Annotated in this window: 25 protein-coding genes and 1 tRNA gene; 6 read left to right on the top strand and 20 right to left on the bottom strand. The window is 67.2% G+C overall.

What is annotated here, in order from left to right; genetic code table 11:
* Positions 1 to 3: 3 nt before the first annotated feature.
* From CQ040_RS01815 to CQ040_RS01780, 8 genes are read right to left on the bottom strand one after another with little or no spacing between them, the layout of a single operon-like run.
* On the bottom strand, positions 4 to 2478 hold the full coding sequence (locus CQ040_RS01815) for an RNA helicase (RefSeq protein ID WP_105525383.1): 2475 nt from the start codon (positions 2476 to 2478) through the stop codon (positions 4 to 6).
* Positions 2475 to 3233 carry a twin-arginine translocase subunit TatC gene (gene tatC, locus CQ040_RS01810; RefSeq protein WP_028501890.1) on the bottom strand — a complete coding sequence of 253 codons (759 nt, stop codon included), beginning with the start codon at positions 3231 to 3233 and terminating at the stop codon, positions 2475 to 2477. Before tatC ends, CQ040_RS01815 begins: the two co-directional genes overlap by 4 nt.
* A gap of 57 nt (positions 3234 to 3290) precedes the next feature.
* Complete coding sequence (gene tatA / locus CQ040_RS01805; RefSeq protein WP_028501891.1) at positions 3291 to 3527, bottom strand: twin-arginine translocase TatA/TatE family subunit; 237 nt, start codon at positions 3525 to 3527, stop codon at positions 3291 to 3293.
* Between the two features lie 44 nt (positions 3528 to 3571).
* Positions 3572 to 4555 (bottom strand): YafY family protein, encoded by a 984-nt coding sequence (locus tag CQ040_RS01800; RefSeq protein ID WP_105525384.1) that lies wholly within the window; start codon positions 4553 to 4555, stop codon positions 3572 to 3574.
* Positions 4552 to 5544 (bottom strand): YafY family protein, encoded by a 993-nt coding sequence (locus CQ040_RS01795; RefSeq protein ID WP_105525385.1) that lies wholly within the window; start codon positions 5542 to 5544, stop codon positions 4552 to 4554. Before CQ040_RS01795 ends, CQ040_RS01800 begins: the two co-directional genes overlap by 4 nt.
* Positions 5544 to 6455 (bottom strand): hypothetical protein, encoded by a 912-nt coding sequence (locus tag CQ040_RS01790; RefSeq protein WP_105525386.1) that lies wholly within the window; start codon positions 6453 to 6455, stop codon positions 5544 to 5546. The genes CQ040_RS01795 and CQ040_RS01790 overlap by 1 nt, the downstream gene beginning before the upstream one ends.
* 10 nt (positions 6456 to 6465) lie before the next feature.
* Entirely contained in the window at positions 6466 to 7485 is a 1020-nt protein-coding gene (locus CQ040_RS01785) for a tRNA (adenine-N1)-methyltransferase (protein ID WP_105525387.1), read from the bottom strand.
* Positions 7482 to 8174 carry an HAD family hydrolase gene (locus CQ040_RS01780; RefSeq protein WP_374954111.1) on the bottom strand — a complete coding sequence of 231 codons (693 nt, stop codon included), beginning with the start codon at positions 8172 to 8174 and terminating at the stop codon, positions 7482 to 7484. Before CQ040_RS01780 ends, CQ040_RS01785 begins: the two co-directional genes overlap by 4 nt.
* 81 nt (positions 8175 to 8255) lie before the next feature.
* Here CQ040_RS01780 and CQ040_RS01775 point away from each other — a divergent pair, with 81 nt between their 5' ends.
* On the top strand, positions 8256 to 9104 hold the full coding sequence (locus CQ040_RS01775) for a PAC2 family protein (RefSeq protein WP_028501897.1): 849 nt from the start codon (positions 8256 to 8258) through the stop codon (positions 9102 to 9104).
* Between the two features lie 7 nt (positions 9105 to 9111).
* Here the strand turns inward: CQ040_RS01775 and CQ040_RS01770 are convergent, their stop codons facing one another.
* Together CQ040_RS01770 and CQ040_RS01765 are read right to left on the bottom strand one after the other, a co-directional pair.
* Positions 9112 to 9936: an undecaprenyl-diphosphate phosphatase gene (locus tag CQ040_RS01770; RefSeq protein ID WP_028501898.1), complete on the bottom strand. Its 825-nt coding sequence runs from the start codon at positions 9934 to 9936 to the stop codon at positions 9112 to 9114.
* Between the two features lie 41 nt (positions 9937 to 9977).
* Positions 9978 to 11273 carry a M20/M25/M40 family metallo-hydrolase gene (locus CQ040_RS01765; RefSeq protein ID WP_105525388.1) on the bottom strand — a complete coding sequence of 432 codons (1296 nt, stop codon included), beginning with the start codon at positions 11271 to 11273 and terminating at the stop codon, positions 9978 to 9980.
* A gap of 111 nt (positions 11274 to 11384) precedes the next feature.
* Between CQ040_RS01765 and CQ040_RS01760 the strand changes: the two genes are divergently transcribed.
* Positions 11385 to 11467, top strand: a tRNA-Leu gene (locus CQ040_RS01760).
* Positions 11468 to 11568: 101 nt separating this feature from the next.
* Here the strand turns inward: CQ040_RS01760 and CQ040_RS01755 are convergent.
* Entirely contained in the window at positions 11569 to 12666 is a 1098-nt protein-coding gene (locus tag CQ040_RS01755; protein WP_105525389.1) for a VIT1/CCC1 family protein, read from the bottom strand.
* A 154-nt stretch (positions 12667 to 12820) separates the two neighbouring features.
* Positions 12821 to 14563, bottom strand: coding sequence for a DEAD/DEAH box helicase (locus CQ040_RS01750; protein ID WP_105525663.1), 1743 nt, complete (start codon positions 14561 to 14563; stop codon positions 12821 to 12823).
* 147 nt (positions 14564 to 14710) lie between these two features.
* On the opposite strand from CQ040_RS01750, the gene CQ040_RS01745 reads away from it, so the two are divergent.
* The gene (locus CQ040_RS01745) at positions 14711 to 15538 is read left to right on the top strand and encodes an SGNH/GDSL hydrolase family protein (protein ID WP_105525390.1); all 828 of its coding nucleotides are present in this window, start codon (positions 14711 to 14713) and stop codon (positions 15536 to 15538) included.
* Between the two features lie 5 nt (positions 15539 to 15543).
* Here CQ040_RS01745 and CQ040_RS01740 read toward each other — a convergent pair whose 3' ends face one another.
* A complete protein-coding gene (locus CQ040_RS01740; RefSeq protein ID WP_105525391.1) occupies positions 15544 to 16344 on the bottom strand; it encodes an RNA methyltransferase in 801 nt (266 codons plus the stop codon).
* A gap of 109 nt (positions 16345 to 16453) precedes the next feature.
* Between CQ040_RS01740 and CQ040_RS01735 the strand changes: the two genes are divergently transcribed.
* Complete coding sequence (locus CQ040_RS01735; protein ID WP_028501904.1) at positions 16454 to 17293, top strand: Sir2 family NAD-dependent protein deacetylase; 840 nt, start codon at positions 16454 to 16456, stop codon at positions 17291 to 17293.
* Positions 17290 to 17877, top strand: a complete 588-nt coding sequence (locus tag CQ040_RS01730) for a histidine phosphatase family protein (RefSeq protein WP_105525392.1) — start codon at positions 17290 to 17292, stop codon at positions 17875 to 17877. The genes CQ040_RS01735 and CQ040_RS01730 overlap by 4 nt, the downstream gene beginning before the upstream one ends.
* On the opposite strand, the gene CQ040_RS01725 is transcribed toward CQ040_RS01730, so the two are convergent.
* From CQ040_RS01725 to CQ040_RS01705, 5 genes are read right to left on the bottom strand one after another with little or no spacing between them, the layout of a single operon-like run.
* Entirely contained in the window at positions 17878 to 18684 is an 807-nt protein-coding gene (locus CQ040_RS01725) for a CoA ester lyase (protein ID WP_105525393.1), read from the bottom strand.
* Positions 18681 to 19169 carry a MaoC family dehydratase gene (locus CQ040_RS01720; RefSeq protein ID WP_105525394.1) on the bottom strand — a complete coding sequence of 163 codons (489 nt, stop codon included), beginning with the start codon at positions 19167 to 19169 and terminating at the stop codon, positions 18681 to 18683. Before CQ040_RS01720 ends, CQ040_RS01725 begins: the two co-directional genes overlap by 4 nt.
* Before the next feature lie 9 nt (positions 19170 to 19178).
* The gene (locus CQ040_RS01715; RefSeq protein ID WP_105525395.1) at positions 19179 to 20327 is read right to left on the bottom strand and encodes an acyl-CoA dehydrogenase family protein; all 1149 of its coding nucleotides are present in this window, start codon (positions 20325 to 20327) and stop codon (positions 19179 to 19181) included.
* A 2-nt stretch (positions 20328 to 20329) separates the two neighbouring features.
* Positions 20330 to 22261, bottom strand: a complete 1932-nt coding sequence (locus CQ040_RS01710; protein WP_105525396.1) for a biotin carboxylase N-terminal domain-containing protein — start codon at positions 22259 to 22261, stop codon at positions 20330 to 20332.
* Positions 22262 to 22272: 11 nt separating this feature from the next.
* A complete protein-coding gene (locus tag CQ040_RS01705) occupies positions 22273 to 23826 on the bottom strand; it encodes a carboxyl transferase domain-containing protein (protein WP_258131192.1) in 1554 nt (517 codons plus the stop codon).
* Positions 23827 to 23937: 111 nt separating this feature from the next.
* On the opposite strand from CQ040_RS01705, the gene CQ040_RS01700 reads away from it, so the two are divergent.
* Entirely contained in the window at positions 23938 to 24546 is a 609-nt protein-coding gene (locus CQ040_RS01700) for a TetR/AcrR family transcriptional regulator (protein ID WP_105525398.1), read from the top strand.
* On the opposite strand, the gene CQ040_RS01695 is transcribed toward CQ040_RS01700, so the two are convergent.
* Both CQ040_RS01695 and CQ040_RS01690 read right to left on the bottom strand, forming a co-directional pair.
* A complete protein-coding gene (locus CQ040_RS01695; protein WP_105525399.1) occupies positions 24539 to 25900 on the bottom strand; it encodes a dihydrolipoamide acetyltransferase family protein in 1362 nt (453 codons plus the stop codon). The genes CQ040_RS01700 and CQ040_RS01695 overlap by 8 nt on opposite strands.
* Entirely contained in the window at positions 25897 to 26907 is a 1011-nt protein-coding gene (locus CQ040_RS01690) for an alpha-ketoacid dehydrogenase subunit beta (protein ID WP_105525400.1), read from the bottom strand. The genes CQ040_RS01695 and CQ040_RS01690 overlap by 4 nt, the downstream gene beginning before the upstream one ends.

Raw genomic sequence — 26907 nt, 5'->3', positions numbered from 1 at the left:
CGCTCACATGGATGAGTAGGCGACGATGCCGCGGCGCACGCCGTCGAGGGCGGCGCGGGCAGTGCGGGCGAGCGTGGCATCCTCTGCGACGATCGACAGCTGATCGAGCAGGTCGATCGTCTGCTTCGTCCAGCGCACGAAGTCGCCGGCGGCCATGTCGGCGTCGATGAGGACTCGATCGAGCATGCCGCCGCGCGCCCAACTGTGCATCGCACCGGCCAGCCCTGCGGCCAGAGGCTCGCTCCCGGGCAGGTGGTGATCCTGCTCCAGATCGTCGAGCTCGGCCCAAAGGGTGGTCGTCTTCTCGTACGCGGCGCGGAAGGCTCCACGAGGCAGGCCCCGCTCCCCCGAGTTCGCCTCGTCACGCCGGGGCTCGTACACGAGACAGCACGCCATCGCGGCGAGGGAGGGAGCATCGAGGCCTGCCCACAGCCCCTGGCGCAGAGACTCGGCCACGAGCAGGTCCCGTTCGCCGTAGATGCGCCGCATGGTGCGTCCGGCGTCGGTCAGCGCGGCTTCTCCGTCAACCTCGGTCAGGTAGTCCAGCGTCTCCAGCACCTCGACGACGCGATCGAAGACGCGCGCCACCGTTCCGGTGCGCGTCTCGATCTGACGCCGGATCCGATCGGTCTGTCGTTTGAGCTTCCAATAGCGCTCCGCCCATCGGGCATGCGCCTCACGGTCGGGGCAACGATGACAGGGGTGACGCTGCATCTGCGTCCGGAGGGTCTGAATACGCTTCATGCGCTTGTCGCGAGAGGCCCGCGGCGCGTTCGAGTCCTGCCGGTTCTTCTTCTCGAGGTCGCTCAGCTCACGTCGGATGGCCGCGTACTCCGGGAAATCGCCGTGCTCGCAGGCCATCGCCGTCTGGTAGCCCGCAAGGGACTCCTCGGCCTCCCGCACCTGCCGTGCGAGTCCGACGACTGCGCGATCCGCCTGGAACTGCGCGAACGACGACTCGAGGATCTGCCGGGCCCTGGACTTGCCGAACATGTCGATCAGGTTGACGGCCATGTTGTAGGTGGGCCGGAAGCTGGAATTCAGCGGGTAGGTGCGTCGGGACGCGAGCGCCGCGACCGACTGCGGATCCATCCCCTCGGTCCACTGCACGACAGCGTGGCCCTCGACGTCGATCCCCCGACGCCCTGCGCGTCCGGTGAGCTGGGTGTACTCCCCCGACGTGATGGCGACACGGGCTTCGCCGTTGAACTTCTCCATCTTCTCGAGCACGACAGTGCGCGCCGGCATGTTGATTCCGAGCGCGAGGGTTTCCGTGGCGAAGACGACTTTCACGAGCTTGCGCTGGTAGAGCTCCTCGACGACTTCCTTGAAAGCGGGCAGCAGTCCGGCGTGGTGGGATGCCACGCCCCGTTCGAGGTTGTCGAGCCACTCCCAGTAGCCCAGCACGCCGAGATCCTCCTCCTGGAGGGTGCGCGTGCGCTCTTCGACGATCGCGCGGATCTCGGCCCGTTCGTCGTTCGAGGTCAGCCTGATGCCGGAGCGACGTACCTGCTGCACGGCCGCGTCGCAGCCCACCCGGCTGAAGATGAAGAAGATCGCGGGGAGCAGGTTCGCGCGCTCCAGCAGGCGGATGACATCGGGACGGTCCATCCGCTCGATGCTGCGGACATTCGAGGCTCGGACCGGACGACGACCGCCGCGAGGCGGCCGCTGGGCTTGGCGACCCGCGTGTCGGTTGCTGCGATAGGACTGCGCCTGACGGTTGTTGTCGTAGTTCGAACCCGTCGAGGAGCGGATGCGCATCAACTCCTGGTTCACCTGGGCTGTCGCGATTCCGGCACGATCGTCGAACAGCGGAAGGAGGTCGTCACGGACCAGCACGTGCTGCTCCAGGGGCACGGGCCTGATCTCCGAGACGATCACCTCGGTATCGCCGCGAACCGTGTCGAGCCAGTCGCCGAACTCCTCCGCGTTGGACACCGTGGCACTCAACGACACCAGCCGCACACGGGCCGGGAGGTGGATGATGACCTCTTCCCAGACCGCGCCGCGGAACCGATCCGCGAGGTAGTGGACCTCGTCCATGATCACGTACCGCAGGTCACGCAGGGCCGCGGAATCGGCGTAGATCATGTTCCGCAGCACTTCGGTGGTCATAACCACGATTCGCGCGTTGCCGTTGATGTTCGTGTCGCCGGTGAGCAACCCCACCTGGTCGGCGCCGTACACATCGACCAGTTCGCGGAACTTCTGGTTCGACAGCGCCTTCATCGGCGTCGTGTAGAACGCCTTGTCGCTCGAAGTCTGCATGGCGAGGTGGATCGCGAACTCGCCGACGATCGTCTTTCCGGCACCGGTCGGCGCGGCGACGAGCACGCTGCGTCCGCTCTCGATCGCATGACACCCCGCGACCTGGAACGGATCGAGCTCGAACTTCTGCAGTGCCGCGAATGCCGTCGACTGCGGATGCTCCACTGCTTCCTGCGCGCGCGCGTACTTCTCCGAAGGAGAACTCATGCCGGATCCGGCAGAAGCCCCGAGGCCTCGTCGCGCTTGCGCTTGCGCCGGTCGAAGAGCATCGACAAACCTGCAGCCGCGAAGAAGAGCACGATCAGGATGCCGGCGAGCATCAGCATGCTGACGACATCCGCAGCCGGAGTCGCGAGCGCGGCGAACACCGTCGCGATGATGATCGCGACGCGCCATCCTTTGAGGATCGCTTTGCCCGACATGACTCCCGCGAGATTCAGCGCCACGAGGAACACCGGGAGGACGAAGGAGACCCCGATGACGATCATCAGCTTGAAGACGAAGTCGTAGTACTCCTGCGCGTTGTAGAGGTTCGTCGCCCCGTCCGGGGTGAAGCTCCACATGAGCTCGATCACGTGGGGCATGATCATCACACCCAGGTAGCATCCGGCGAAGAACAGCGGAACGGCGGCCACGACGAAGCCGATGGTGTACCGGATCTCCTTGCGGGTGAGCCCGGGCATGATGAACGCCCACACCTGCCAGAGCCAGACCGGCGCCGAGAGGAAGAGCCCGATCGAGAACGCGATGCGCATGCGCATGTCGAACGCGGCGGTGATCGTGCCGAAGTTCAGCGCACTGAAGTCGTCACCACGCTTCTCGGCGATGACCCTGATCGGCTCCGTGATGAAGTGGATCACCGGATCAGCCACGATGAACGCGATGACCATCCCGACGACAAGCGCGATCGCCGCGTACATCAGGCGCTTGCGCAGTTCAACGAGATGCGCGCCGAGCGACATCCGCCGATCCCGATTCGCCTTGGGCGTCACGGTCGGTTCGATGGTTGCCACGGGCGGTCAGGCGCGGGGCGGAGTCTCAGGGTCGATGCCCGAGTCCTTCACCGTGGTCGGCTCGACGACTACGGAATCGGCGCGAGAGGCGTCATCATCCTTCATCGCCTTCATCTCGCCCTTGAACACGCGGGCCGACTGGCCCATGCTCTTCGCGAGAGCCGGCAACTTGGCAGCACCGAACAGGAGGAGGATCACGGCGAGCACGATAAGCAGGTGCCAGCCTTGCATTCCAGCGAACATGTCAGAATTCCCGTCGTCAGTGAGCGTTCGATCCAGTCTACAGATCAAACCTTTGCATCGGGCTTGTGATAGAGCGCGAGTCCTGATGCGGCCCAGTCCCTTGTCGCGGAACGCGCGACGCCGGGCTCGAGAACCTCCATCGCCCCGCCGAACCGCGCGGCAAGTCGCTTGATGCTGCGAGGGTCGGCGAGATGCAGCTGGGCGGTCACCGATCCGTCGATCGCCTCTGCTGTGCCGGTCGGCACGAATCCGCTCAGAAGCGGTGCGAGTCGCTCGGGCACCCGCACCGTGACCACGCGTTCGTCGTCCAGCCCTGCGAATGCCTCCGGCACCTGATCGCCACCATGGGTGATCCTGATGTCGGTCAGAGTCGGTGCGCTCACGCGATCGAGGTGGAAGGTGCGCATCGCCTGCCGCAGATGGCACCACCCCTGCAGATACCACTGTCCGTTCGTGATGAGGATCTGCATCGGGTCCACCGTGCGCGTCGTCGGCGCGGCGTCCGGAGCCTGGTAGGTGAATGAGATCGCGACGCCCTCGTGCAGGCCCCGTGCCACGGCCTCGCGAACCTCGTCGACGGCGCTCGGAGCCACGACCACGTCGGCGGTGGCGTCTGCTGCACCGCGGGAGAGTTTCGAGATCAGTCCGGCTACCAGACCTGAATCCGACACAGCCGGCACTGCCGCCACCATCTGCAGGCCGGCGAGAAGCGCCGCTGCTTCTCGTGCGGTGAAGCGCGGCACGCGGCGGAGGGCGACGTCGTTCGTGATCTCGATGACGTCTTCGAGATCGAGCAGATCCCAGTTGATGTCGAACATCTCCTGCGGCTGCTGCCAGTAGCCAGACTCCCCGGGCAGCCCGATGACGGTGAGCTTCTCGACCATCCCGCGCATCTCCTGCGCGGTCACACCGAACTCTGCCGCTGCCTCTTCGAGGGACACCTGACCGTGCTCGAGCAGATACGGCACGAGGGTCAAGTACAGCCGCACGCGATCAGCAGCGAGCAGTGGTTTCGATTTCGCGCTCATCTCGCCTCCTCGGCATCGGCGTTGGCGCGGACGACTGCTCGGAGCCGAGAGATGACGGCCTCGCGCAGCGGCGCAGGCTCCACTACGCGTACTTCCGGTCCGTACGAAGCAAGTTCATCGGCGAGGATGTGCAGATCGACGAAGGGAACGTTGATGCCCTGTGCCGCAGTCGTCGCCCTTCTGCCCAGGCGCAGCGCTGCCTCCGTGCCAGGGGTGATCTCCAGCAGCGCGGAGTTCTCGGATGCGACACGCTCCAACCCCGACAGTGCCCGCTCCCCCGCACCGTCACGCAGCGCAGGGTCGAATGCCTGTGAGCTCACGCGCACGTCGCCGACGATTCGACTGAGAAGGAAGGTGCGATCTTCTTCTGCGTCCACGTCGACGCCGAACACATGCCATCGAGCTTCGTAGTCGACGAGTGCCAGCGGGCGGATGCGCCGACGGCGGGGTGCTTCTTCACCAGGCTTCAGATACTCGAAAGCGACCACTCTGCACCGCTCGATGGCGTCCTGAAGCGGAGAGAACGCCGCATCCCGCGCCGTGATCCGCGGAGCGAAGCCGATGATCGGCTCATCACCGTCGATGCCCAGCGCGCGAATCTTCCGGACGCCCGACTGGGCATCTCCGGAGACCGATTCCGCGCTCCACACGCTGCCGGCGAGGCGCAGGACGGCGAGCTCCGCAGGAGAGAACTCGATATCGCTGGGGAGGTCGTATTCCGCCTGCGGAATGCGATAGCGCGCCTCGCGGAGGTCGTTCGGGTCAGCGGCATCTCCGATCGTCTCGATCGGAACGCCGAGCGAGCGCAACTCTTCCTTGTCACGCTCGAACATCTTCTCGAGCGCGTCTGATCGGGTGCCGGCTTCGGCGCGCTGCCGATAACCCGAGACGTTGTCGAGGATCTGCTGCTTCGTCAACCCGATCTCCGTGGCCATCAGCGCCACGACGAGATTCGTCAGGCGCTCCTCCGCGGGGATACGGGCAGCCATCACTTCGTGGGCGCCGTCACTGCGCCCAGGATGTCGACGACCACAGCAGTGGCAGGAGTGCTCTCGGATGCGGGGAAGACGACGAGGAGCTGGGAGCCGACCGTGGCGCCGACGAGCTGTTCAGCCGCAGCACCGATGCTGGCTTCTGCGCCCCACGAACTCGTGGTGACCTTCTTCTCATCCCAGCCGACACCCATGATGTTGGACACGACGATGTCGCCCGCCTTCACCTTGGGCCCGTCGCCCTTGATCAGAGTCTGCGTGGTGATCTCGGTCGGTGCCGGCACGTCGGGGATGATGACACCCGGGGTGCCGTCGGGAGCGCGAACCACCGTCGGAAGCCCGCGTGCATCGTTGAACTGCAGCGCACCCGAAGCCTTCGTGGGCATCACATCGAGCACGTCGATGACCGCGACGATGTTCTCGCCCTTGTCGAGTCCGAATGCTTCGACGTTCTGAGCCCCGAAGTCCTCAGGCGTCAGGACTGCGAGCACCCTGCTGCCGGCGGTCGCGCACTCCAGCACATCAGAGAGCCCGGCGGAGCGCTGAGCCCAGTAGTCGATGCTGTGCACACGGCTCTGGTCGCCGTTGAACTCGGACTGGTAGAGCTTCTCGCCGCTGTCGCCGCCATAGAAGGCGATGTCGAGGACCACTGGCTGGAACTTCGTCTCGAGCGCCAGGCCGTCACCGACGGTGACGTCGGCGTACGACGTCTTGTCGGACTTGACCGGTCCGAAGACCGAGACCTCCGGCAGTGAGCCGATGTCGCCGCTCACGTCTGCGATGTTCAAGATCTTTTCGTTGCCGCCGCGATCACACGCGACGGCACCGTCGGATGCGGTCGCGGTGCACCCGGTCAGGGCGAGGACGGCGAGGCTGAGGGATGCCAGAACGGCGGACGTTTTACGCACGCGCTCCAGTCTATTCCGTCGCGTGCCCGGAATCGCGCGATGCGGCAGCCAGGCGCGCCCCTTCCGCGGCCTTCTCGGCTTCCCTGGCGCGCTTGCGGAGGTTCTTGTCGCTGATCTCACGGTCGCCGACAGCGCCGGGCGTCCACGCTTCCACGTCTTCGTCTCCGTAGCTGCTCTTCGACGCGCGTCGCTTGACCGTCGGTGCGACCGCTCCGGGCGCGAGCCTCCGAGCGGTGAGCAGGAACCCGGTGTGCGCGACCATGCGGTGGTCGGGTCGCACCGCGAGGCCTTCGACATGCCAGCCGCGGACCATCGTCTCGGAGGCTTCGGGGTCGGTGAAGAGTCCGGTGTGGCGGATGTACTCCGCCACACGCGAGAGCTGTGTCGCCGTCGCCACATAACAGAGGACGACCCCGCCTGGCGTGAGCGCCTCCGCGACGGCGTCGATGCATTCCCACGGTGCGAGCATGTCGAGCACGACACGGTCCACGGAACCTGCGACTGCTTCGTTCGGAAGCGATTCGACCAGATCGCCCACGACGACTCGCCACGTGTCAGGGTGCTCACCGAAGAACGTCTCGACGTTGCCGCGCGCGACATCGGCGAAGTCTTCGCGACGCTCGAACGAGATCAGTGTGCCCGCGGTGCCGATGGCGCGCAGGAGGGAAAGGGAGAGTGCGCCTGATCCGACTCCGGCTTCGACGACGACGGCGCCGGGGAAGACGTCGGCCTGCATCACGATCTGAGCGGCGTCCTTCGGATACACGATCGCCGCGCCACGGGGCATCGACATCGCGAAGTCCCGCAGCAGTGGTCGGAGCGCCAGGTAGTCGTGACCCGAGCTGTTGGCCACCACCGAACCATCCGGCAGGCCGATCAGGTCACGGTGGCGAAGCACACCCTGGTGCGTGTGGAGCTCGCCGTCCTCCCGGAGCGTGACGGTGTGCAGACGGCCCTTCGGGCCGGTCAGCTGCACACGGTCGCCCACTCGGAACGGACCGCTCGGCCGCTGGACACGGGATTCGGTCATCGGGTGGCTCCTGTCACGGCGCTGTTGCTGTCGAAGAGGTCGGTGAGATCATCGGCTCCCCGGCCCGCGAGCGTCGCCCAGAGCTCATGCGCACCGAGGTGGTCGAGCGGAACGATATGCGGCACTGCGAGCGTGAGAGCACCGGAGGCGAGGCCCGCGCGGACACCGGTCGGCGAGTCTTCGATGACGATCACCTCGGCGATGTCCACATCGAGGAGAGCAGCCGCCTGCAGATACGGCTCGGGGTGCGGCTTGGGGTTGTCGACGTCGTCGCCGGCGACGACGATGTCGAACGCCTCGAAGTCGATCAGGTCGATCACGCTCAGTGCCATCCGCCGCAGCGACATCGTCACGAGGCCGGTCGGAATGCCCGCCTCCCTCAGATCGCGGAGCAGTTCACGGGCACCGGGTCGGAAAGGGACTCCCTGAGTACGCAGCGACTCCTGCACGAGGTCGGTCAGGTGCGAGACGATCGCTTCGGCCTCCATCGCGACGCCCGCGTTCTGCAAGATCACGGCGCTGTCGATGAGCCCGCTTCCCACGAGCTGCAGTGCGTCCTCGTGGCTCCAGGAACCTCCGAACGATTCGACCAGCGCCGTCTCAGCCGCCATCCAATACGGTTCGGTGTCGACGAGTGTTCCATCCATGTCCCAAAGGACCGCGCTGGGCTTTCTGCTCACTGAACCCATGCTAGCCGGGGTGCTGCCCGCATCCTGTCCTCGCGGACTAGCCTGGAAGGATAACGACCGCGATCTCGAAGGGAGCCCTCGATGGATGTTCTCGGTCCGCGCATCGTCATCGCCGCCTTCGACGGGTGGAATGATGCGGGTGAAGCAGCCAGCGCCGCGATCGAAGCGTTGCGCTCGTCGTCGGAGTACGACCTCGTGCATTCCGTCGACCCTGAGCTGTACTTCGACTACCAGTACACGCGCCCATCCACCCGGATGGATGCGGAAGGGCGTCGCCAGCTCACCTGGCCAGAGGCGGGACTCTGGCGACCTCGTGACCCCGGACCCGGTCCCGAGTTCTGGCTCCTCACCGGAGCAGAACCAGCGCGTACCTGGCAAGCCTTCGCCTCGGAGTTCATCGATATCGCTTTGCGAGACGACATCACCGGACTCGTCACCCTCGGGGCGATGCTGTCCGATGTCCCGCACACCCGACCGATCTCGATCTTCGCCTCCAGCCAGAACGAGCAGGTCCGTGAGGCGCATGACCTCGAGCGCTCGCTCTACGAGGGCCCGGTCGGAATCCTCAGCGTCTTCGAGCACTTCGCCGAGAACGCGGGCATCCCCACGGCGAGCCTCTGGGCGAGCGTCCCCCACTACGTCGCTTCGGCGACCCCGTCGCCGAAGGTGACGCTCGCGCTCCTCGACCGGCTCGAGGAACTCACCGGGCTTGACATCGATCGTCAGGCGCTTCGCACGGAAGCTGCTGCATGGGAGGCGTCCATCGATGCCGCCGCGTCTGAAGACGAGGACATGGCGGAGTACATCCGCCAGCTCGAGCGCACGCGCGACACGTGGGACTCCCCCGAGGCCTCCGGCGACGCCATCGCCCAGGCCTTCGAGCGGTACCTCCGCCGCCGTGATGACGGACCAGGCGACCGAAAGCGCTGAATCGGGCTCAGGCTGCGATGACGCCGGTGCCGAGCAGGACCAGGAGTACGGTGCCGAGCAGGATCCGATAGATCACGAACGGCAGGAAGCTGCGCTTCGAGATCCAGTTCATGAAGAATGCGATCACGCCGAGTGCGACGACGAAGGCGATGCCGGTGGCTGCGAGAGTGTCTCCGAAGGAGAAGAACGAGGGCTCGTCCCAGCTCTTGAACACCTGGTAGAAACCACTGCCGAAGACCGCGGGGATCGCGAGAAGGAACGCATAGCGCGCTGCCGCGGCCCGCTCGTAGCCCAGGAAGAGTCCGATCGTGATGGTGCCGCCGGAACGGGAGACACCGGGGATCAGTGCCAGTGCCTGCGCGAACCCGAAGGCGATGCCGTTCGGGTAGGTCAGATCGTCGAGCTTGCGACGCTTCGCCCCCACGTAGTCGGCCACTCCGAGGAGGATGCCGAAGACGATCAGCATGACAGCGACTATCCACATCGATCGGAGCACGGTCTCGATCTGATCCTGGAACAGCAGCCCCAGCACCACGATGGGGATGCTGCCGATGATGATCAGCCAGCCCATCCGGGCGTCCGGGTCGTTTCGCGGGGCCTTGCCGACCAGCGAACGGAACCATTGCGTCACGATGCGCACGATGTCGCGCCAGAAGAACACCACGACCGCCGCCTCCGTGCCGATCTGCGTGATCGCGGTGAACGCCGCCCCCGGATCCTCCCCTGACGGGAGGAACGTGCCGACGATGCGCAGATGTGCGCTGGAGGAGATCGGAAGGAACTCGGTGAGTCCCTGGACGATGCCGAGGATCAGAGCTTCGAGCAGGTGCATGGAGGGCTTTCAGTTCAAGGGCGACACGGAGCGCGCAGCGCTCAGTACGTGCGCAGCAGATCGGTCAGCACCCGCTGACCGAAGACAAGCGATTCTACGGGTACTCGCTCATCGACTCCGTGGAACATGCCCGTGAAGTCGAGGTCGGCCGGAAGCTTCAACGGTGCGAATCCGTAGCCGGTGATGCCGAGGTAGGCCAGCGCCTTGTTGTCGGTGCCGGCGCCGAGCAGGTACGGGATCACCGGTACACCCGGGTCATGACGGCCGATGCTGGCGACCATCGCCTCGACCAATTCGCCCTCGAACGGAGTCTCCATGCCGATGTCGCGGACGACCGTCTCGATGACTATCTCGTCACCGACGATCTCCTGGAGCTCAGCCAGGACATCGTCTTCGGTGCCGGGGATCACACGCACGTCGATGAGTGCCTCCGCGCGCTCAGGGATGACGTTGTGCTTGTAGCCCGCGGTCAGCGCCGTCGGGTTCGTCGTCGTGCGGAACGACGACCGGAGGAAGGCTTCGGTGGGTCCGGCCGCCGAAGCGAGTGCATCCGGGTCGTCGACGCTGCGCCCGCTCAGGGCGCTCAGTCCCTCGAGCAGGGCCTTCGTCGTCGAAGTCAGCCGGATCGGCCAGCGAGTGCGTCCGATCGCTGCGACCGCCTCGGCGAGCTTCGTCACGGCGTTGTCGTCATGCAGGCGGCTGCCGTGGCCCGCACGCCCCTTGGCGACCAGACGGATCCAGATCAGGGCCTTCTCCCCCACCTGCAGCAGGTAGGCGCGTCTGTCGTCGACGGTGATCGAGTAACCGCCGACCTCGCTGATCGCGGCCGTCGCGCCCTCGAACCACTCGGGGTGGTTCTGCACGACGAGGGCCGAACCCTCGACACCGCCGTTCTCCTCGTCGGCGAAGAACGCCAGCACGAGGTCACGCTCCGGCTGCTCCCCCGCGCGCAGGATCTCTGCGACCGACGTGAGGATCATCGCGTTCATGTTCTTCATGTCCACGGCGCCTCGACCCCACAGCATCCCGTCCTGCACGAGGCCTGCGAACGGATCGACGCTCCAGTCCTCGGCCATCGCGGGAACGACGTCGAGGTGACCATGCACGACGAGCGCCGGCTTGCTCCGATCTCGCCCCGGCACTCTCGCCATCACGTTCGTGCGACGCGGGATCGGCTCGTAGTACTCGACCTCAAGCCCGAGCTCTTCCAGGTAGGCCCCGACGTACTGGGCGGCCTCGTGCTCGCCCTTCGCGTTGCCGCCACCGAAGTTGGACGTGTCGAAACGGATGAGGTCGCTCGCGATGCGGACGACCTCCGGAAGGGACGGATCGGTCATGGGTCCAGGCTACCGATACCGCGCGCCACGCCCGGGCGTATGGCTCGGTTCGAGAGGCCGCGGAGGACGTGGTAATGTCATTCTTCGGTCGGCAACGATCATCCAACACCTGCGCGGGTGGCGGAATGGTAGACGCGCTACGTTGAGGTCGTAGTGCCCGTAAGGGCGTGGGGGTTCAAGTCCCCCTCCGCGCACAGGAAGAAGAAGGCCCCGGATCCACAGATCCGGGGCCTTCTTCGTTGTCTTCGTCGCTCGCGGGACAGGCACTGTGGCCGGCCCCGCGAGCGACCAGGAATCAGGCCACGCCGACGCCGAAGACCAGACCGAGAACGTAGGTGATGGCAGCGGCGCCGAAGCCGATCGCCAGCTGACGGAGAGCTCGTCGCAGGGGCGGTCCTCCGGAGAGGACACCCACCATCGCTCCGGTGCTCAGCAGCGCGATGCCGACGAGCACAAGGGCCACGATGACCGCGGTCGCGCCCTGCAGCCCGAAGATCCAGGGCAGGACGGGGATGATCGCCCCGGATGCGAACAGGAGGAAGCTGGAGATCGCCGCCGTCCAGTCGCTGCCGACGATCTCATGGTCATCTGCGCCCTGGATGTTCACGGGGCCGGTTGCCGTGCGACTGACTCCCGCTTGTGCGGCCGCGACGATGCGCCGCGCCCGCGACAGGGATTCCGCCTGATCGATGCCGCGGGCCCGATAGACGAGGGCCAGTTCGTTCTCGTCGATGTCGAGGTCACCGGCAGCTGCAGCCGCATCCTCGTTCGCCTCCGTCGCGGCGAGCAGCTCGCGCTGAGACCGCACCGAGACGAACTCGCCGGCGCCCATCGACAGCGCTCCGGCCAGGAGGCCCGCGATGCCGCTGAAGAGCACGAAGCCGGAGCTGACTCCGGTCGCACCGATACCCAGAACGAGGGCGAGGTTGCTCACGAGGCCGTCGTTCGCACCGAACACCGCGGCCCGGAAGGATCCGGAGAGGCGTCTGCGGCCACGGGCGGCGAGTCCGCGCACGACTTCGTAGTGCACCTTCTCGTCGGCCCGCATCGCCGGTGTGGCGTACTGCTCTGAGTCGTAGGGCGAACGGGCCTCGGCGCTCTGGGCCAGGGCGAGGACGAAGATGGAGCCGAAGCGGCCGGCCATCCAGCCGAGCAGGCGGGAGTGGACGCCTGCACGAGGTAGTCTCGCGGGCTCAGCGCCGAGGAGATCGAGCCAGTGCTGCTCATGGCGTCGTTCGGCGTCGGCGAGACTCAGCAGAATGTCGCGCTCCTCGCCCTCTCGACGCGCGGCGAGCTTCTGATACACGGCGCCTTCGGCGCGCTCCTCGACCAGATAGCGCGCCCAGCGCCGGCGATCGGCGGGGGTCGGGTCGGCTGCAGCGGGGGCTGTCATGGATCCTCCAGATGTGACGGTGCCCGGTGCGCGGGCAACCGTTCAACGCTAGCCGCGCACGCTCGCGCGCACCCCGCTAAGACGCGGATTGACAGCATTTCGGGGATCCGAAGCACGCGTCCGGGGCGGCGAGCTGGGAGGCCGGGACGCGGTATCAGGCGCGGACGCGTTTGCGCAGGACTTCGATGCGCGACTGCAGCTGCGTCACGGTCGCCTGCGCCACGGCGGGCCCGCCGCAGATGCGGCGGAGTTCGGCGTGCACGGCTCCGTGGGGTTCGCCCCTCTGCCGGGCGTACAGGCCCACGAGGCTGTTCAGCAGCTGCCGCTGCTCCTTGAGCGTGCGGTGGAGCGGGGCGGGCAGCGTCGTCGTCTCGGTGGGCCCTGCAGCGGCCTCGCGGACCTCACGCAGACGGGATTGACGGGTCTGTCGCTGCATGAGCAGCTCGTGCACGTGCTCCGGTTCGAGAAGCCCGGGGAAGCCGATGAACTCCTCTTCCTCCGGAGTGCCCGGCTCAGCCAGCTGACCGAACTCCTGCCCCTCGAACACCACGCGATCGAAGTGTGCGACGGATGAGAGCGCCTGGTAGCTGAACTCCTGGGTCAGCGCGTCCGAAGTCTCTTCCTCACGATTCGCACTCTCGAGCAGCGAATCGTCAAGGCCGTCTTCTTCTTTCGACTGCCGGTCGAGCGCATGATCGCGCTGCTTGTCCATCTCGTTCGCGAGCCCCATGAGCACCGGGACCTGCGGGAGGAAGACGCTGGCTGCCTCGCCCCTTCGCCGCGCTCGCACGAACCGGCCGATGGCCTGCGCGAAGAAGAGCGGGGTCGACGACGACGTCGCGTACACACCGACGGCGAGACGGGGTACGTCGACGCCCTCCGACACCATGCGAACGGCCACCATCCATCTGGCGTCGTTCGCGCTGAACTTCTCGATGCGCTCCGAAGCCGTCGCGTCGTCGGAGAGCACGATCGTCGGCTGTTGACCCGTGAGGCTGTGCAGGATCTTCGCGTAGGCGCGGGCGACCGTCTGATCGGTCGCGAGAACAAGGCCACCGGCATCGGGAACATGATGGCGGATCTCGGTGAGGCGGCGATCCGCTGCCGACAGCACAGCCGGCATCCAGTCGCCTTCGGGATCGAGCGCCGTCCGCCAGGCCTGCGACGTCACGTCTTTCGTGTTGTCCTGACCGAGGTGCGTCTCGAGCTCATCGCCCGTCGTCGTGCGCCAGCGCATCTTGCCGGCGTACATGTGGAAGAGCACGGGCCGCACCACGCCGTCGGCCAGAGCCCGGCCGTAGCCGTAGTTGTAGTCGGTGCGTGAGATGCGCGCACCGGACTCGTCGGGGTGGTACTCGACGAACGGGATCGGCGCGGTGTCGCTGCGGAAGGGCGTACCCGAGAGCAGGAGGCGCCGCTTCGCGGGGCCATAGGCATCGCGGATCGCATCGCCCCAGCTCAGTGCATCGCCACCGTGATGCACCTCGTCGAGGATCACGAGCGTCTTGGCATCTTCGGTGAGATGCCGATGCACGGAGGACTTCGCCGCAACCTGCGCGTAGGTCACCACGGCACCGTGATAGTGCCGGGCCGGGGCCCAGTCGCTGTTGCGGAAGCGCGGGTCGAGGCGGATGTGCACCCGAGCGGCCGCGTCGGCCCACTGCGTCTTGAGATGCTCGGTCGGGGCGACCACGATGATGCGGTTGATCTCTCCCATGCGCATGAGCTCGACCGCGAGCGTGAGCGCGAACGTCGTCTTTCCTGCACCCGGCGTCGCGGCGACGAGGAAGTCGCGCTGATCCGCCTCGAAGTACTGCTCCAGCGCCTCCTGCTGCCAGGCGCGCAGCTTGTTCGCGGTTCCCCATGGGGCACGCTGAGGAAAGGACGGAGAAAGCATCGACTCCACGATAATCGTTGCCGGCGACACTGGATCACTCACCGCGATTCCCGCGCGCGCCACGCCCCCAGCGAGGCCGCTGCGAGTAGGCTCGGTCACTGCGCCGCGGCCACCCCGCCTCGCACACCGTTCGCGAAGGAGAGCCGGATGACCGACCAGGATTCGACACGGACCCCTTACATCCCCAACGAGATCGTGCACCCCTGGCGCCGCTTCGTCGCGATCGGCGATTCGTTCACGGAGGGCATCGGCGATCCCGATCCCGCGCATCCCGGGAGCCATCGCGGTTGGGCAGACAGAGTCGCCGAGGTGCTCGCCCTGCAGGTGGATGACTTCGCCTACGCGAACCTCGCCGTCCGCGGGAAGCTGATCGCCCAGATCGTCGCCGACCAGATCGAGCCGGCTGTCGCCCTGCGCCCCGACCTGGTGTCGATCTGCGCCGGCGGCAACGATGTGATCCGCCCTGGCACCGACCCGGATGCGATCGCCATCCAGCTCGAGGATGCCGTGACGCGACTGGCGTCGACCGGCGCTGCCGTGCTGCTCTTCACCGGCATCGACACGGGATTCACTCCGGTCTTTCGCGCGTTCCGGGGCAAAGTCGCGATCTACAACGAGAACGTGCGCGCCATCGCCGAGCGGCACGACTGCATCGTCGCCGATCAGTGGGCGCTCAAGGTCGTGCAGGACATGCGTTTCTTCGACGACGACCGGCTGCATTACAACGCGCTCGGGCACCACGAGGTCGCCCGCATGGCGTTGCGTGCGCTGAACGTTCCGAACGACCTCGAAGCCATGCAGCCTGAGCCGTTCCCGCTGCGCACCTGGCGCGAGGCCCGCTCAGAAGACCTCGGCTGGGCTCGGGAGCATCTCGTCCCCTGGGTGCTGCGTCGACTGCGCCATCAGTCCTCGGGCGACAACCTGGCCGCGAAGCGTCCGGAGCCCTCGCCGATCATCCTGCCCGAACGCGACTGAGCAGCTCAGCTCTTCATGGCCCAGAGCGCGACCGCGGCCGCGGATGCCACATTGAGGGAGTCGACTCCACCGGACATCGGGATCGTGACGATGGTGTCAGCTCCCTGCATCGCCTCCCGGGAGAGGCCGTCGCCCTCTGACCCCATGACGAGGGCGACCCGTTCTGGCCGCTCCGCAGCATAGGCGTCGAGCGTCACCGCATCGTCGCGCAGAGCGAGAGCAGCGATGTCGAACCGCGCTGCGTGAAGATCTGCGACGGCCGACTCCCAGTCGGTGATGCGGGTCCACGGCACCTGGAACACCGTCCCCATGCTCACGCGGACGCTGCGCCGGTAGAGCGGGTCGGCTCCGCCGGGCGACACCAGCACCGCGTCGGCACCCAGACCGGCAGCCGCGCGGAACGCCGCACCGACGTTCGTGTGATCGCCGATGTTCTCGAGGATCAGGACGAGCGATGCTCCCTCGAGCAACTCGCTCACGGTCGGCAGCGGTGGGCGATGCATCGACGCGATGGTTCCGCGGTGCACGGCGAAGCCGGTCACCGCTTCTGCGATCTCATCCGGGACGACGTACACCGGCACGTCGAGTTCGCCGACGATTCCACGGATATCGTCCACGCGCCGTTCCTGCACCAGCACCGAGCGCGGACGGTGCCCGGCTGCCACCGCGCGAGCGATCACCTTCGTCGACTCGGCGATGTACAGACCGCCCGCCGGTTCCGACACGGCGCGAAGGGCGGTGTCGGTGAGTCCTCGGTAGTCGTCGAGGCGTCGGTCGTCGGCATCAGTCACAGGAAACAGTTCCACAGGCACCACTCTGCCATCGCAGGCGCGCTCTCCTGCACGGGAGCCGAAACCGGGGCCGGGCAGAGGCCCGGAGTCGGCTCCGCACCGTAGACTCGCTCGAGGAGGTCCTGTGAGCGTGTCGAACCCCGCCGAGCTGTCGGCCACCATCGCCCACGCCGCCGAGTTGCTGCGTGACAAGCGCATCGCACTCCTGACCGGTGCCGGCATCTCCACCGATTCGGGTATTCCTGCCTATCGCGGCGAGGGCGCCAGGACCCGCAGCGATCCGATGACGATCCAGACCTATCTGGGCGATGAAGCCGCCCGGCGGCGTTACTGGGTCGGCGGCCACCTCGGCTGGCGTGCGTTCGCTCGCGCCGAACCCAACGCGGGACATCTCGCCCTCGCCCAGCTCGAGGCCGCAGGGAAGGTCTCGGGAGTCATCACCCAGAACGTCGACGGACTGCACCTGCGCGCCGGGAGCTCGCACGTCATCGAGGTGCACGGGACCATGCGCCGGGTGCTGTGTCTCCAATGCGGCCAGGTCTTCGACCGGCGAGACATCGCCGTGCAGATCGAGGAGCTCAACCCCTGGATCACCGTGCCGGAGAACGTCGCGCTGGCGCCTGACGGGGACGTCCTCCCGGAGAGCACTGAGGGCTTCATCGTCCCCGTATGCACCGTCTGCGCAGGCATGCTCAAGCCGGACGTGGTCTTCTTCGGCGAGTATGTGCCACAGGATCGCTTCCGCGCGGCGGAGTCGCTGCTGCGCTCCAGCTCCGCGCTGATCGTCGCCGGCTCCTCGTTGGTCGTGAACTCCGGAGTGCGACTGGTCGAGCGCGCCCGCCGCCGCAGCATCCCCCTGATCATCGTCAACCGTGAGCCGACGCGCGCGGATGCCTGGGCGCATGTCACCATCGCCGCCGGCACCAGCGATGTGCTCCCCGCACTCCAGGAACTCCTCTCGTGACCCACCTCACTCTCGTCCGCCACGGTCAGACCGACTGGAACCTCGCCAAGCGCATCCAGGGCTCCACCGACATCCCCCTGAACGAGACCGGGCGTGAAGACGCCCGCTGGGCAGCGGAGAAGCTCGCCGCCGGCACGCATCACGCCGTCTACACCAGCCCGCTGCTCCGGGCGAAGGAGACGGCGGAGATCATCGCCGATCGTCTCGGCCTGGAGATCGCCGGTGTCGTTCCCGACATCCGTGAGCGGGAGTTCGGCGAGGGCGAGGGCATGCTCGTGCCCGACTACATCAAGGCCTACGGGAACTGGCACGCCGAGGTCCCCGGTGCGGAATCCCTCCACGAGGTCGGCGAACGCGCCATCGCGGCGTTGCATGCGATCGCGCGTGAAGCGCGTCGACGGTCGACTCCCCGCGCGGAGTCGGTCATCGTCGTCGCGCACGGTGGAGTGATCCGCGCCGTGATCGATCACGTCTCCGGAGGCACGCTCCCCCGCGATGGTGAGGTCCTCCAGAACGGCTCCGCGCACCGCTTCGTCGCAGCGCCGGGCTACCTGCGCCTGCTCGAGGAGTCGCCGGTCCTCTGATCAGCCGGCGCGGGAGACGATCGCGCGCGCGTGACGGAGCACCGGTTCGTCGATCATGCGTCCCTCGAAGCGGAAGACGCCGCGTTCCACCGCGGCAGCTGCGAGCACAGCATGTGCCCACCTCACGGTCGCCTCGTCCGGCCGGTAGGCCGCCCGGATCGCTGCGACCTGGTTCGGGTGGATGCAGGCGCTCGCCCTGAAACCGGAGGCGGCTGCGTCGATCACCTCGTCTCGGAGGCCATCGGCATCGTCGAGGTCGATGTGCACCGCGTCGATCGCGGCTTTGCCGTGCGCTCCTGATTCGAGGAGAACTCGCGCGCGGGCGTAGCGGGCGATGTCGCGATAGCTGCCGTCCGCGTTCCGAGACGAGGTGCCTCCGAGCGAGGCCACGAGGTCTTCGGCGCCCCACATCAACGCGGAGACCTGCGGGTGCGCGGCGATGCTGTCGGCCGCATGAATGCCGCGGGCGGTCTCGCACAGGGCGATGAGTGAGTAGCGCTCATCGAATGCCGACAGACTCTCCGCGCGCTCGGTCTTGGCCACCATCACGGTGCGGAAGTCGGTCTGTGCCAGCGCCGCGAGATCGGCCGCGAAAGCGTCGCTGTCCGGAGCATTGACGCGCACGATCACGCGGTCGGGGTCGACATCGGCGGCGATCACATTCTTGCGAGCGGCCTCCTTCGCATCCGGAAGCACAGCGTCCTCGAGATCGAGGATGATCGCATCGGCCCGTTCGAGTGCCTTCTGAAAGCGCTCGGGACGGTCAGCAGGGCAGAACAGCAGCGCGGGCCCGAGGTCGAAGGTCATACGGTCGATCCTTCCGGAAGGCAGTGCACGAGAACGGAGCGGACGGCGGTGGCGACGACCGTCGCGTCTTGATTCCGCCCGGTGTGCGCGATCTTGACGATTCCCTGACCCGGTCGGGACGACGAGAGCCGCTTCTCGACGACGATGCTCTCGGTGTAGAGAGTGTCGCCGGCGAACAGCGGATGCGGGAACGCGACGTCACCGAATCCGAGCTGGGCGACGAGAGTCCCCTGCGTCAGTTGAGCGACCGACGAACCCACCATGGTCGACAGCGTCCACATCGAGTTCATCAATCGCGCACGGAACGGGTCTTGTGCATCGGCGAACGCCGCATCGAGGTGCAGGGCCTGCGTGTTCATGGTGAGCGTGGTGAAGAGCACGTTGTCGGCCTCTGTCGCCGTGCGGCCCGGGCGGTGCAGGTAGCGGGCGTCGACCACGAACTCCTCGTAGTACAGACCCCTCTGGAGGATGTCGTGCGTGGTCATACCGCCACGCTACCCGGCGAGTCCGAGTCCGCGCGCGATGACGAGGAGTTGCACCTCGGTGGTGCCCTCGCCGATCTCGAGGATCTTCGAGTCTCGGTAATGACGCCCCACCGGGAACTCGTTCATGAATCCGTTGCCGCCGAAGATCTGCGTCGCATCCCTGGCGTTGTCCATCGCGGCCTCTCCACCGACCAGCTTCGCGATGGCCGCGGCTTCGGCGAACGGCTTCCCCGCGTCGCGGAGCCTCGCGGCGTGGTGCCAGGCGAGCCGAGCGGTGTGCACCCGAGCGCGCATGCGCGCCAACGTGAACTGGGCGTTCTGGCGGGTGCTCAGCGCGGCACCGAAGATCGTGCGGCTCTTGGCGTACTCGACCGCCGCCTCCAGGCAGCCCTCCGCCGCTCCCGTAGAGAGAGCCGCAATCGCGATGCGGCCTTCGTCGAGGATGCTGAGGAAGCTGCGGAAGCCGCTCCCCCGTGCGCCCAGCAGGTTCGAGGCCGGAACCCGTGCGCCGTCGAACGTCAGTGGATGCGTATCGGAGGCGTTCCAGCCCACCTTGTCGTAGGGCGCCTCGACGGTGAAGCCGGGCGTGCCGTTGGGGACGATGATCGTGGAGATCTCCTTGCGACCGTTCTCGTTCCCCGTCACCGCCGTGACCGTGACGAAGCGAGTGATCGGGGTTCCCGAGTTGGTGATGAACTGCTTGGAACCGTCGATCACCCATTCATCGCCGTCGAGCCGCGCCGTCGTCCTGGTGGCACCGGCGTCGCTGCCCGCCTCCGGCTCAGTGAGGCCGAAGCCGGCCAGCGCGCGGCCCGCGAGCAGATCCGGCAGCAGTTCCTGGCGCTGCTCCTCGGTGCCGAAGCGGAAGATCGGCATCGCGCCGAGGCTGACACCCGCTTCGAGCGTGATCGCGATCGACTGATCGACGCGACCGAGCGCCTCGATCGCGATGCCGAGCGCCATGTAGTCTCCGCCCTGCCCGCCGTACTCCTCGGGGAACGGCAGACCGAACAGCCCGAGATCGCCCATCTGCGCCACGACATCCATCGAGAGCGTGTGCGTGCGATCGGCCTCGTAGGCCTGTGGCGCGACGACGGTGTCGGCGAACTCGCGCACCATCGCGGCGAGCTCGCGCTCCTCCTCGGACAGATCTTCCATGTTCAACTCTCCTCCGTCGTCACGCGGGCGACCGGTTGGTCGCGCCGCACCTGATCGCCCACCGCGACCAGCAGATGCACCACACCGTCGTGCGGTGCGAGCACCGGGTGCTCCATCTTCATCGCCTCGATCGAGACGAGCGCGTCGCCGGCGGAAACCCACGCTCCGTCCGCGACGTGCACCGCTACGACACTGCCCGGCATGGGGGCGCGTCCTTCCGGTTCCGTCGCCGCAGATCCTGCCTCGCGTGCAGACAGCCGACGCTGCATCCGCTGCTTCCTGTCGAGCGGGCGCAGGCGAACCGTGCGCCCGTCTTCGGCGACCCAGACCGCACCGTCGCCGTCGATCGCGGCATGAACAGCCCGTCGTGGGCGTGCGGTCGAGGCCTCGTCGAGCACGACCTCTTCGTCGTCATCCGTGAGCGCTACGAAAGGCGTGGATGCCGCCTCTGCGGCCCCCAGACGCCAGCCCGGCCGATCGCGCCACAGTGTGCTGGTTCGAAGCGGCTCGGCGGATCCTGCGACCGTGTCCCTCGCCGCAGCGAGCTGCGCGGGCGAAGGGCTATCCCCTTCGAGGGGAAGCAGCGTCTCGATGAGTCCCGTGTCCAGATCGCCCGCGATGACGCGCGCGTCCTGGCAGAGCACACGGAGGAATGCGATGTTGGTCTCGACGCCCAGCACGACAGTGCGGGCGAGCGCTTCATCCAGCCGCGCGAGCGCAGTGGCACGGTCGTCCGCGAACGCGACCACCTTGGCGATCATGGGGTCGTAGAACCCGGTGACCTCGCTTCCGGTCTCGATCGCCGCATCCACGCGGACCCCGACCGGCGGCTCGAACAGCAGAATCGTTCCGGTGGAGGGAAGGAAACCACGCTCCGGCGATTCCGCGTACACGCGCGCCTCGACCGCATGCCCCCGGATGCGTGGCGTGACATCCAGAGGAAGACCACTGGCCGCGCGGAGCTGAAGGGCGACGAGATCGAGCCCGGTGACCTCTTCGGTGACCGGATGCTCCACCTGAAGGCGCGTGTTCATCTCGATGAAGAAGACTTCGTCCGGCGCATCGGCGTCGATGAGGAACTCGACCGTGCCCGCGCCGACGTAGTCGACGCTTTCGGCCGCGAGTACCGCTGCGGAGAGCAGCCGATCCCGCGTGTGCGCAGGGATACCCGCTGACGGCGCCTCCTCGATGACCTTCTGGTGTCGTCGCTGCAGGGTGCACTCGCGTTCGCCGAGCGCGAGGACCGTGCGATGCGTGTCGCCGAAGACCTGCACCTCGATGTGTCGCGGTCGACGGATCAGCCGCTCGAGGATGAGCGAGTCGTCGCCGAAGGCCGAGGCCGCAACGCGGCGGGCCGAGGCGAGCGCACCCCGCAGACCCGACGCGTCTGCGACGACCTCCATCCCCTTCCCGCCTCCGCCGGCGCTCGGCTTGACCAGCAGCGGGTATCCGACGTCCTCCGCCTCCTCGGCGATCTCGAAGTCGGACAGGCCCTTGGCGTCGAATCCGGGGACGACAGGAACGCCGTACCGCAGTACGTGCTCGCGAGCGCGGGCCTTGTCCCCCATGATCTGCAGTGCCTCGACGGACGGACCGATGAAGACGATGCCGCTCTCGGCGCAGGCCTCGGCGAGTCCGACGCTCTCGGAGAGGAATCCGTAGCCGGGGTGGATGGCCTGGGCACCGGTGCTGCGGGCGGCGGCGATCACGGCATCGATGTCGAGGTACGAATCCGCGGCAGGTGCCGGGCCGATCCGGACGGCCGCATCGGCCTCGCGGACGTGGGGAGCCGAAGCATCGGCATCGCTGTACACCGCGACACTGCGGATGCCGAGCGCTCGCAGGGTTCGAATGACCCGGCGCGCGATCTCACCGCGGTTGGCGACGAGAACCGTGTGGAAGGTGATGCCGTTCGATGGCGATGTTGCAGTCATGGACAAGGCACTCACATCCGGAAGACGCCGAAGCGCGGTTCGGGCAGCGGGCTGCGGGAGACGACATCGAGGGCCAGGCCCAGGAGGTCACGGGTCTGTGCGGGGTCGACGATGCCGTCGTCCCAGAGCCGTGCCGTGGCGTAATACGGCTCACCCTGGTGTTCGTACTGTTCGCGGATCGGGGCCTCGAACGCCGCGCGGTCCTCGCCGCTCCAGGAGTCTCCGCGCGCGGAGAGCTGGTCCTCCTTGACGGTGGCGAGCACGGATGCTGCCTGGGCGCCACCCATCACGGAGATGCGGCTCGCCGGCCAGGTCCACAGGAAGCGGGGCGAGTAGGCACGCCCGCACATGGAGTAGTTGCCGGCTCCGAACGACCCGCCGATGATGACGGTGAGTTTGGGTACTCTCGTGCTGGCCACGGCTGTCACCATCTTCGCGCCGTCCTTCGCGATCCCGCCGGCCTCGGCATCGGACCCGACCATGAAACCGGTGATGTTCTGGAGGAACAACAGCGGGATGCCGCGCTGATCGCACAGCTCGATGAAGTGCGCTCCCTTGAGCGCGGATTCGCTGAACAGCACGCCGTTGTTCGCGACGATACCGACGGGATGCCCATGCAAGCGGGCGAATCCGGTGACGAGGGTCGTGCCGTACTCGGGCTTGAACTCGAGGAACGTGTCCCCGTCGACGAGGCGCGAGATGACCTCGTGCACGTCGTACGCGGCGTTCACGTCGACGGGGACGGCGTCGTACAGGCTCGTGGTCTCAGACGGCGGACGACTGCTCAGCACCTCCCAGGCGGGAGCCGCAGGAGGGGGAAGTGTGGCGACGATGTCGCGCAGGATCTCGAGTGCGTGTTCGTCATCTTCCGCGAGATGGTCGACCACACCGCTGCGTCGGGCATGCAGCTCGCCCCCGCCCAGTTCTTCGGCGGTGACGATCTCGCCGATCGCCGCCTTCACGAGGGGCGGCCCACCGAGGAAGATCGTTCCCTGACCGCGGACGATGACGGTCTCATCGCTCATGGCGGGAACGTAGGCGCCGCCGGCGGTGCAGGATCCGAGCACCGCGGCCAGCTGCGGGATCCCCTCGGCCGACATGCGCGCCTGGTTGAAGAAGATCCGCCCGAAGTGCTCGCGGTCGGGGAAGACCTCGTCCTGTTTGGGAAGGAAGGCGCCGCCGGAGTCGACGAGATAGAGGCACGGCAGCCGGTTCTCGAGAGCGATCTCCTGCGCGCGCAGGTGCTTCTTCACCGTCAGCGGAAAGTACGTGCCGCCCTTCACGGTCGCATCGTTGCAGACCACCATCACGTGCCGGCCATGGACGAGACCGATCCCGGCGATCACTCCGGCCCCCGGGGCCTCTCCCCCATACAGACCGTCGGCCGCAAGCGGCGCGATCTCCACGAACGGACTGCCCTCGTCGAGCACACGCGCGACGCGATCACGAGGCAGCAGCTTTCCCCGGGCGACATGGCGCTCTCGAGACGCTTCCGGTCCTCCGCGAGCCGCGGTCTCGAGGCGTTCTCGCAGCTCGTACGCGAGTGACTCCTGGGTTGCCGGCATCGTGATGTCCTCCTCGACCCACGTCCGCGAGGGCGGAGCCCTGGCGCGGTGCATGCACTTTCGGTTAGTGTTCACTAACCCGTTGATTCAGGTTAGCGAGGATTAACTGAGATGACAAGCCCGGTCACCGCCCGAGACCGCGCCAAGGCCGAACGGTCCGATGCGATCCTGCACGCCGCTGCGCGTCTGTTCGCCGCGCGCGGCTACAGCGGGGTGAGTCTCGAGGACATCGGCGCAGCCGTCGGCGTGTCAGGGCCTGCCGTGTACCGTCACTTCGCCGGGAAACAGGCTCTGCTGGGTGCGGTGCTCGTCAAGGTCAGCCAGGACCTGATCCACGGAGGCCGTCGCGTCTCCGAGGAGTCACCGACCGCGGACGAGCGGATGCGCGCGCTGATCGGCTTCCACGTCGAATTCGCCCTGGGCAATGCCGAGGTCATCCAGGTGCAGGACCGAGATGTCGCGTTCCTGTCCGAAGCCGACCGCGCCGAGGTCCGCCGCCTCCAGCGCGCCTACATCGAGCTGTGGATGGCTGCGCTCTCGCCGTTGCATGCGACGCCGGACGGTGGCACCGATCAGGACGAGTTGCGTCTGCGCGTGCAGGCCTGCTTCGGACTCATCAACTCGACGCCGCACAGCACCCGCGCCGCAGCCAGACGCCACTCCGCCACCGCGACCGTGCTGATCGCGATGGCGGATGCGGCGCTGCGCGCGACTACCTGAGTAGCATCGCCCGCCCTGGCTCCTCGAGGATGTCGGCGACGTCCTTGAGGAACCGTGCACCTTCGGCTCCGTCGACCAGGCGGTGATCGAACGAAAGGCTGAGCGTCATCAGCTGACGAAGTGCGATCTCGCCGCGGAACTCCCACGGCTGGCGGCGCACCGCACCGACTGCCAGGATCCCCGACTGCCCCGGCGGCAGGATGGGAGTGCCGGCATCGACGCCGAACACGCCGATGTTGGAGATCGAGAACGTGCCGCCTGCGAGTTCCGCCGGTGAGGTCTTCCCCGAACGAGCGACTTCGGCCAGGGACTTCACGGCGTCCGCCAGGTCGATCAGGGTCAGGCGTTCCGCATCCCGGATCATCGGGACGATGAGTCCGCGCTCGGTCGCCGCGGCGATTCCGAGATCGACGTAGTTGTACTGAACGATCTCCCCTGCCGGCTCGTCCCACCGGGAGTTCAATCCGGGTGCGCGCCCGAGCGAGAGGCATACGGCTTTCGCCACCACCGCGAGGGGACCGACCCGGTGCCCGTCGAGCGAACGGTCGCCGCGAAGGCTCTCCACCAGGTCCATCGTCGCGGTCACATCGACCGTATGGAAGACAGTGACATGCGGCGCGGTGAACGCGCTCTGCACCATCGCCGCCGCGGTGTGCTTTCGAACGCCGCGGATCGGGATCCGGGTCTCTCGGTCCGGCTCGCCGAGAGCGGCGGGGCTGGACGGCGTGACCGAGTGGATAGCCGGCGTCTGCACGGCATCCGAACCACGAACGCCGATCCGCTCGGCATATGCGTCGACGTCACTGCGGGTGATCACTCGGTCCCCCACCTCCGCAGCGACGAGCACCAGGTCGATGCCGAGGCGTTTGGCGTGGGCCCGCACCGGCGGAGTCGAACGCGGCCGCTCGAGCACCGCGTCGGTGGCGAGGGATGGTGTGGCGTCGTGCGGCGCGGCCTCGAGGACCGCGGTGTCGACCTTTGCCGGGGTGCCGCCGATTCGACGTGCGCGGCGTGCCGGTCTCCCCGCCGCGGTCGGCGCGGCACCGTAGCCGACGAGGTTCGGTTGCGCCTTCTCCCCGGAATCGGACTCCGGTACCTGGGCATCCGATTCCTCGCCGACGACGTCGAATGCGATCAGCGGAGAACCGACGGCGATGGTCTCGCCTGCTTCCGCGTGCAGTATCGACACGGTTCCCTCGTAAGGCGACGGAAGCTCCACGACCGCCTTGGCCGTTTCGACCTCGGCGAGCGTCTGATTGAGGGTCACCGTATCCCCTGGAGCGACCAGCCACGCCACCACTTCGGCCTCGGTGAGCCCCTCCCCGAGGTCCGGAAGACGGAACTCCGCGATCATGCCCCTGCTCCCGTCAGTCTGTTCGGTCGATCCAGAACACGATCGACCGCATCGAGCAGCCGATCGAGGTCGGGCAGATGGTACTTCTCGAGCTTCGCCGGCGGGTAGGGGATGTCGTGGCCCGTGACCCGTAGCGGCGCCGACTCCAGGTACTCGAAGCAACGCTCGGTGATGCTCGCGATGACCTCGGCCGCCACGCCCGCTTCGCGAGACGCCTCATGGGCGACGACCACGCGTCCGGTCTTGCGCACCGATGCGGCGACCGAGTCGTAGTCGACAGGCGAGAGCGAGCGCAGATCGATGACCTCGAGGGAGATTCCGTCGTCTTCGGCGGCATCGGCGGCCTGCAGCGCGGTACCGACCATGGCGCCGTAGGTGATGAGGGTCGCGTCCGTTCCGGCTCGCACGACACGCGCGAGCCCCATCGGCGGCGCATCCGCGAGCGGAGCAGCGAGGTCGACGTCGCCCTTGTGGTGATACAAGCGCTTCGGCTCGAAGAAGATCACCGGGTCATCGGAGGCGATCGCCTGCCTGAGGCTGCGATAGGCATCTTCCGGGTTGGACACCGCGATCACACGCAGACCTGCCGTGTGCACGAAGTACGCCTCGGGAGATTCCGAATGATGCTCGGCGGCACCGATGCCACCCGCCCAGGGGATCCGGATCGTGATGGGCATCTTCACCCGGCCCTGCGTGCGGTAGTGCAGCTTCGCGACCTGGGCGACGATCTGGTCGAAGGCGGGGTACACGAAGCCGTCGAACTGGATCTCCACGACGGGGCGGTACCCACGGAACGCGAGTCCGACGGCCATCCCGACGATGCCGGACTCCGCGAGCGGCGTGTCGATCACACGGGCTGCACCGAACTCATCGAGGAGTCCATCGGTGATCCGGAAGACGCCGCCGAGCTTGCCGATGTCCTCGCCGAGCAGCACGACCTTGTCGTCGTCGTGCATCGCCTGGCGGAGCCCCGCGCCGAGTGCCTTGCCGAGAGTCAGTTCGGTCAT

Origin of the sequence: Microbacterium sp. MYb54 (genome assembly GCF_002979515.1) — a bacterium.
Taxonomy (GTDB): domain Bacteria; phylum Actinomycetota; class Actinomycetes; order Actinomycetales; family Microbacteriaceae; genus Microbacterium.
This window is presented reverse-complemented; position numbering and strand designations above follow the sequence as displayed.

Bases quoted from the DNA above. Each gene is read 5' to 3' on its own strand.
- CQ040_RS01815 (WP_105525383.1), bottom strand. From the start codon at position 2,478: ATGAGTTCTCCTTCGGAGAAGTACGCGCGCGCGCAGGAAGCAGTGGAG.
- tatC (WP_028501890.1), bottom strand. From the start codon at position 3,233: ATGTCGCTCGGCGCGCATCTCGTTGAACTGCGCAAGCGCCTGATGTAC.
- tatA (WP_028501891.1), bottom strand. From the start codon at position 3,527: ATGTTCGCTGGAATGCAAGGCTGGCACCTGCTTATCGTGCTCGCCGTG.
- CQ040_RS01800 (WP_105525384.1), bottom strand. From the start codon at position 4,555: ATGAGCGCGAAATCGAAACCACTGCTCGCTGCTGATCGCGTGCGGCTG.
- CQ040_RS01795 (WP_105525385.1), bottom strand. From the start codon at position 5,544: ATGGCTGCCCGTATCCCCGCGGAGGAGCGCCTGACGAATCTCGTCGTG.
- CQ040_RS01785 (WP_105525387.1), bottom strand. From the start codon at position 7,485: ATGACCGAATCCCGTGTCCAGCGGCCGAGCGGTCCGTTCCGAGTGGGC.
- CQ040_RS01780 (WP_374954111.1), bottom strand. From the start codon at position 8,174: ATGGGTTCAGTGAGCAGAAAGCCCAGCGCGGTCCTTTGGGACATGGAT.
- CQ040_RS01775 (WP_028501897.1), top strand. From the start codon at position 8,256: ATGGATGTTCTCGGTCCGCGCATCGTCATCGCCGCCTTCGACGGGTGG.
- CQ040_RS01770 (WP_028501898.1), bottom strand. From the start codon at position 9,936: ATGCACCTGCTCGAAGCTCTGATCCTCGGCATCGTCCAGGGACTCACC.
- CQ040_RS01765 (WP_105525388.1), bottom strand. From the start codon at position 11,273: ATGACCGATCCGTCCCTTCCGGAGGTCGTCCGCATCGCGAGCGACCTC.
- CQ040_RS01755 (WP_105525389.1), bottom strand. From the start codon at position 12,666: ATGACAGCCCCCGCTGCAGCCGACCCGACCCCCGCCGATCGCCGGCGC.
- CQ040_RS01750 (WP_105525663.1), bottom strand. From the start codon at position 14,563: ATGCTTTCTCCGTCCTTTCCTCAGCGTGCCCCATGGGGAACCGCGAAC.
- CQ040_RS01745 (WP_105525390.1), top strand. From the start codon at position 14,711: ATGACCGACCAGGATTCGACACGGACCCCTTACATCCCCAACGAGATC.
- CQ040_RS01725 (WP_105525393.1), bottom strand. From the start codon at position 18,684: ATGACCTTCGACCTCGGGCCCGCGCTGCTGTTCTGCCCTGCTGACCGT.
- CQ040_RS01720 (WP_105525394.1), bottom strand. From the start codon at position 19,169: ATGACCACGCACGACATCCTCCAGAGGGGTCTGTACTACGAGGAGTTC.
- CQ040_RS01715 (WP_105525395.1), bottom strand. From the start codon at position 20,327: ATGGAAGATCTGTCCGAGGAGGAGCGCGAGCTCGCCGCGATGGTGCGC.
- CQ040_RS01710 (WP_105525396.1), bottom strand. From the start codon at position 22,261: ATGACTGCAACATCGCCATCGAACGGCATCACCTTCCACACGGTTCTC.
- CQ040_RS01705 (WP_258131192.1), bottom strand. From the start codon at position 23,826: ATGCCGGCAACCCAGGAGTCACTCGCGTACGAGCTGCGAGAACGCCTC.
- CQ040_RS01700 (WP_105525398.1), top strand. From the start codon at position 23,938: ATGACAAGCCCGGTCACCGCCCGAGACCGCGCCAAGGCCGAACGGTCC.
- CQ040_RS01695 (WP_105525399.1), bottom strand. From the start codon at position 25,900: ATGATCGCGGAGTTCCGTCTTCCGGACCTCGGGGAGGGGCTCACCGAG.
- CQ040_RS01690 (WP_105525400.1), bottom strand. From the start codon at position 26,907: ATGACCGAACTGACTCTCGGCAAGGCACTCGGCGCGGGGCTCCGCCAG.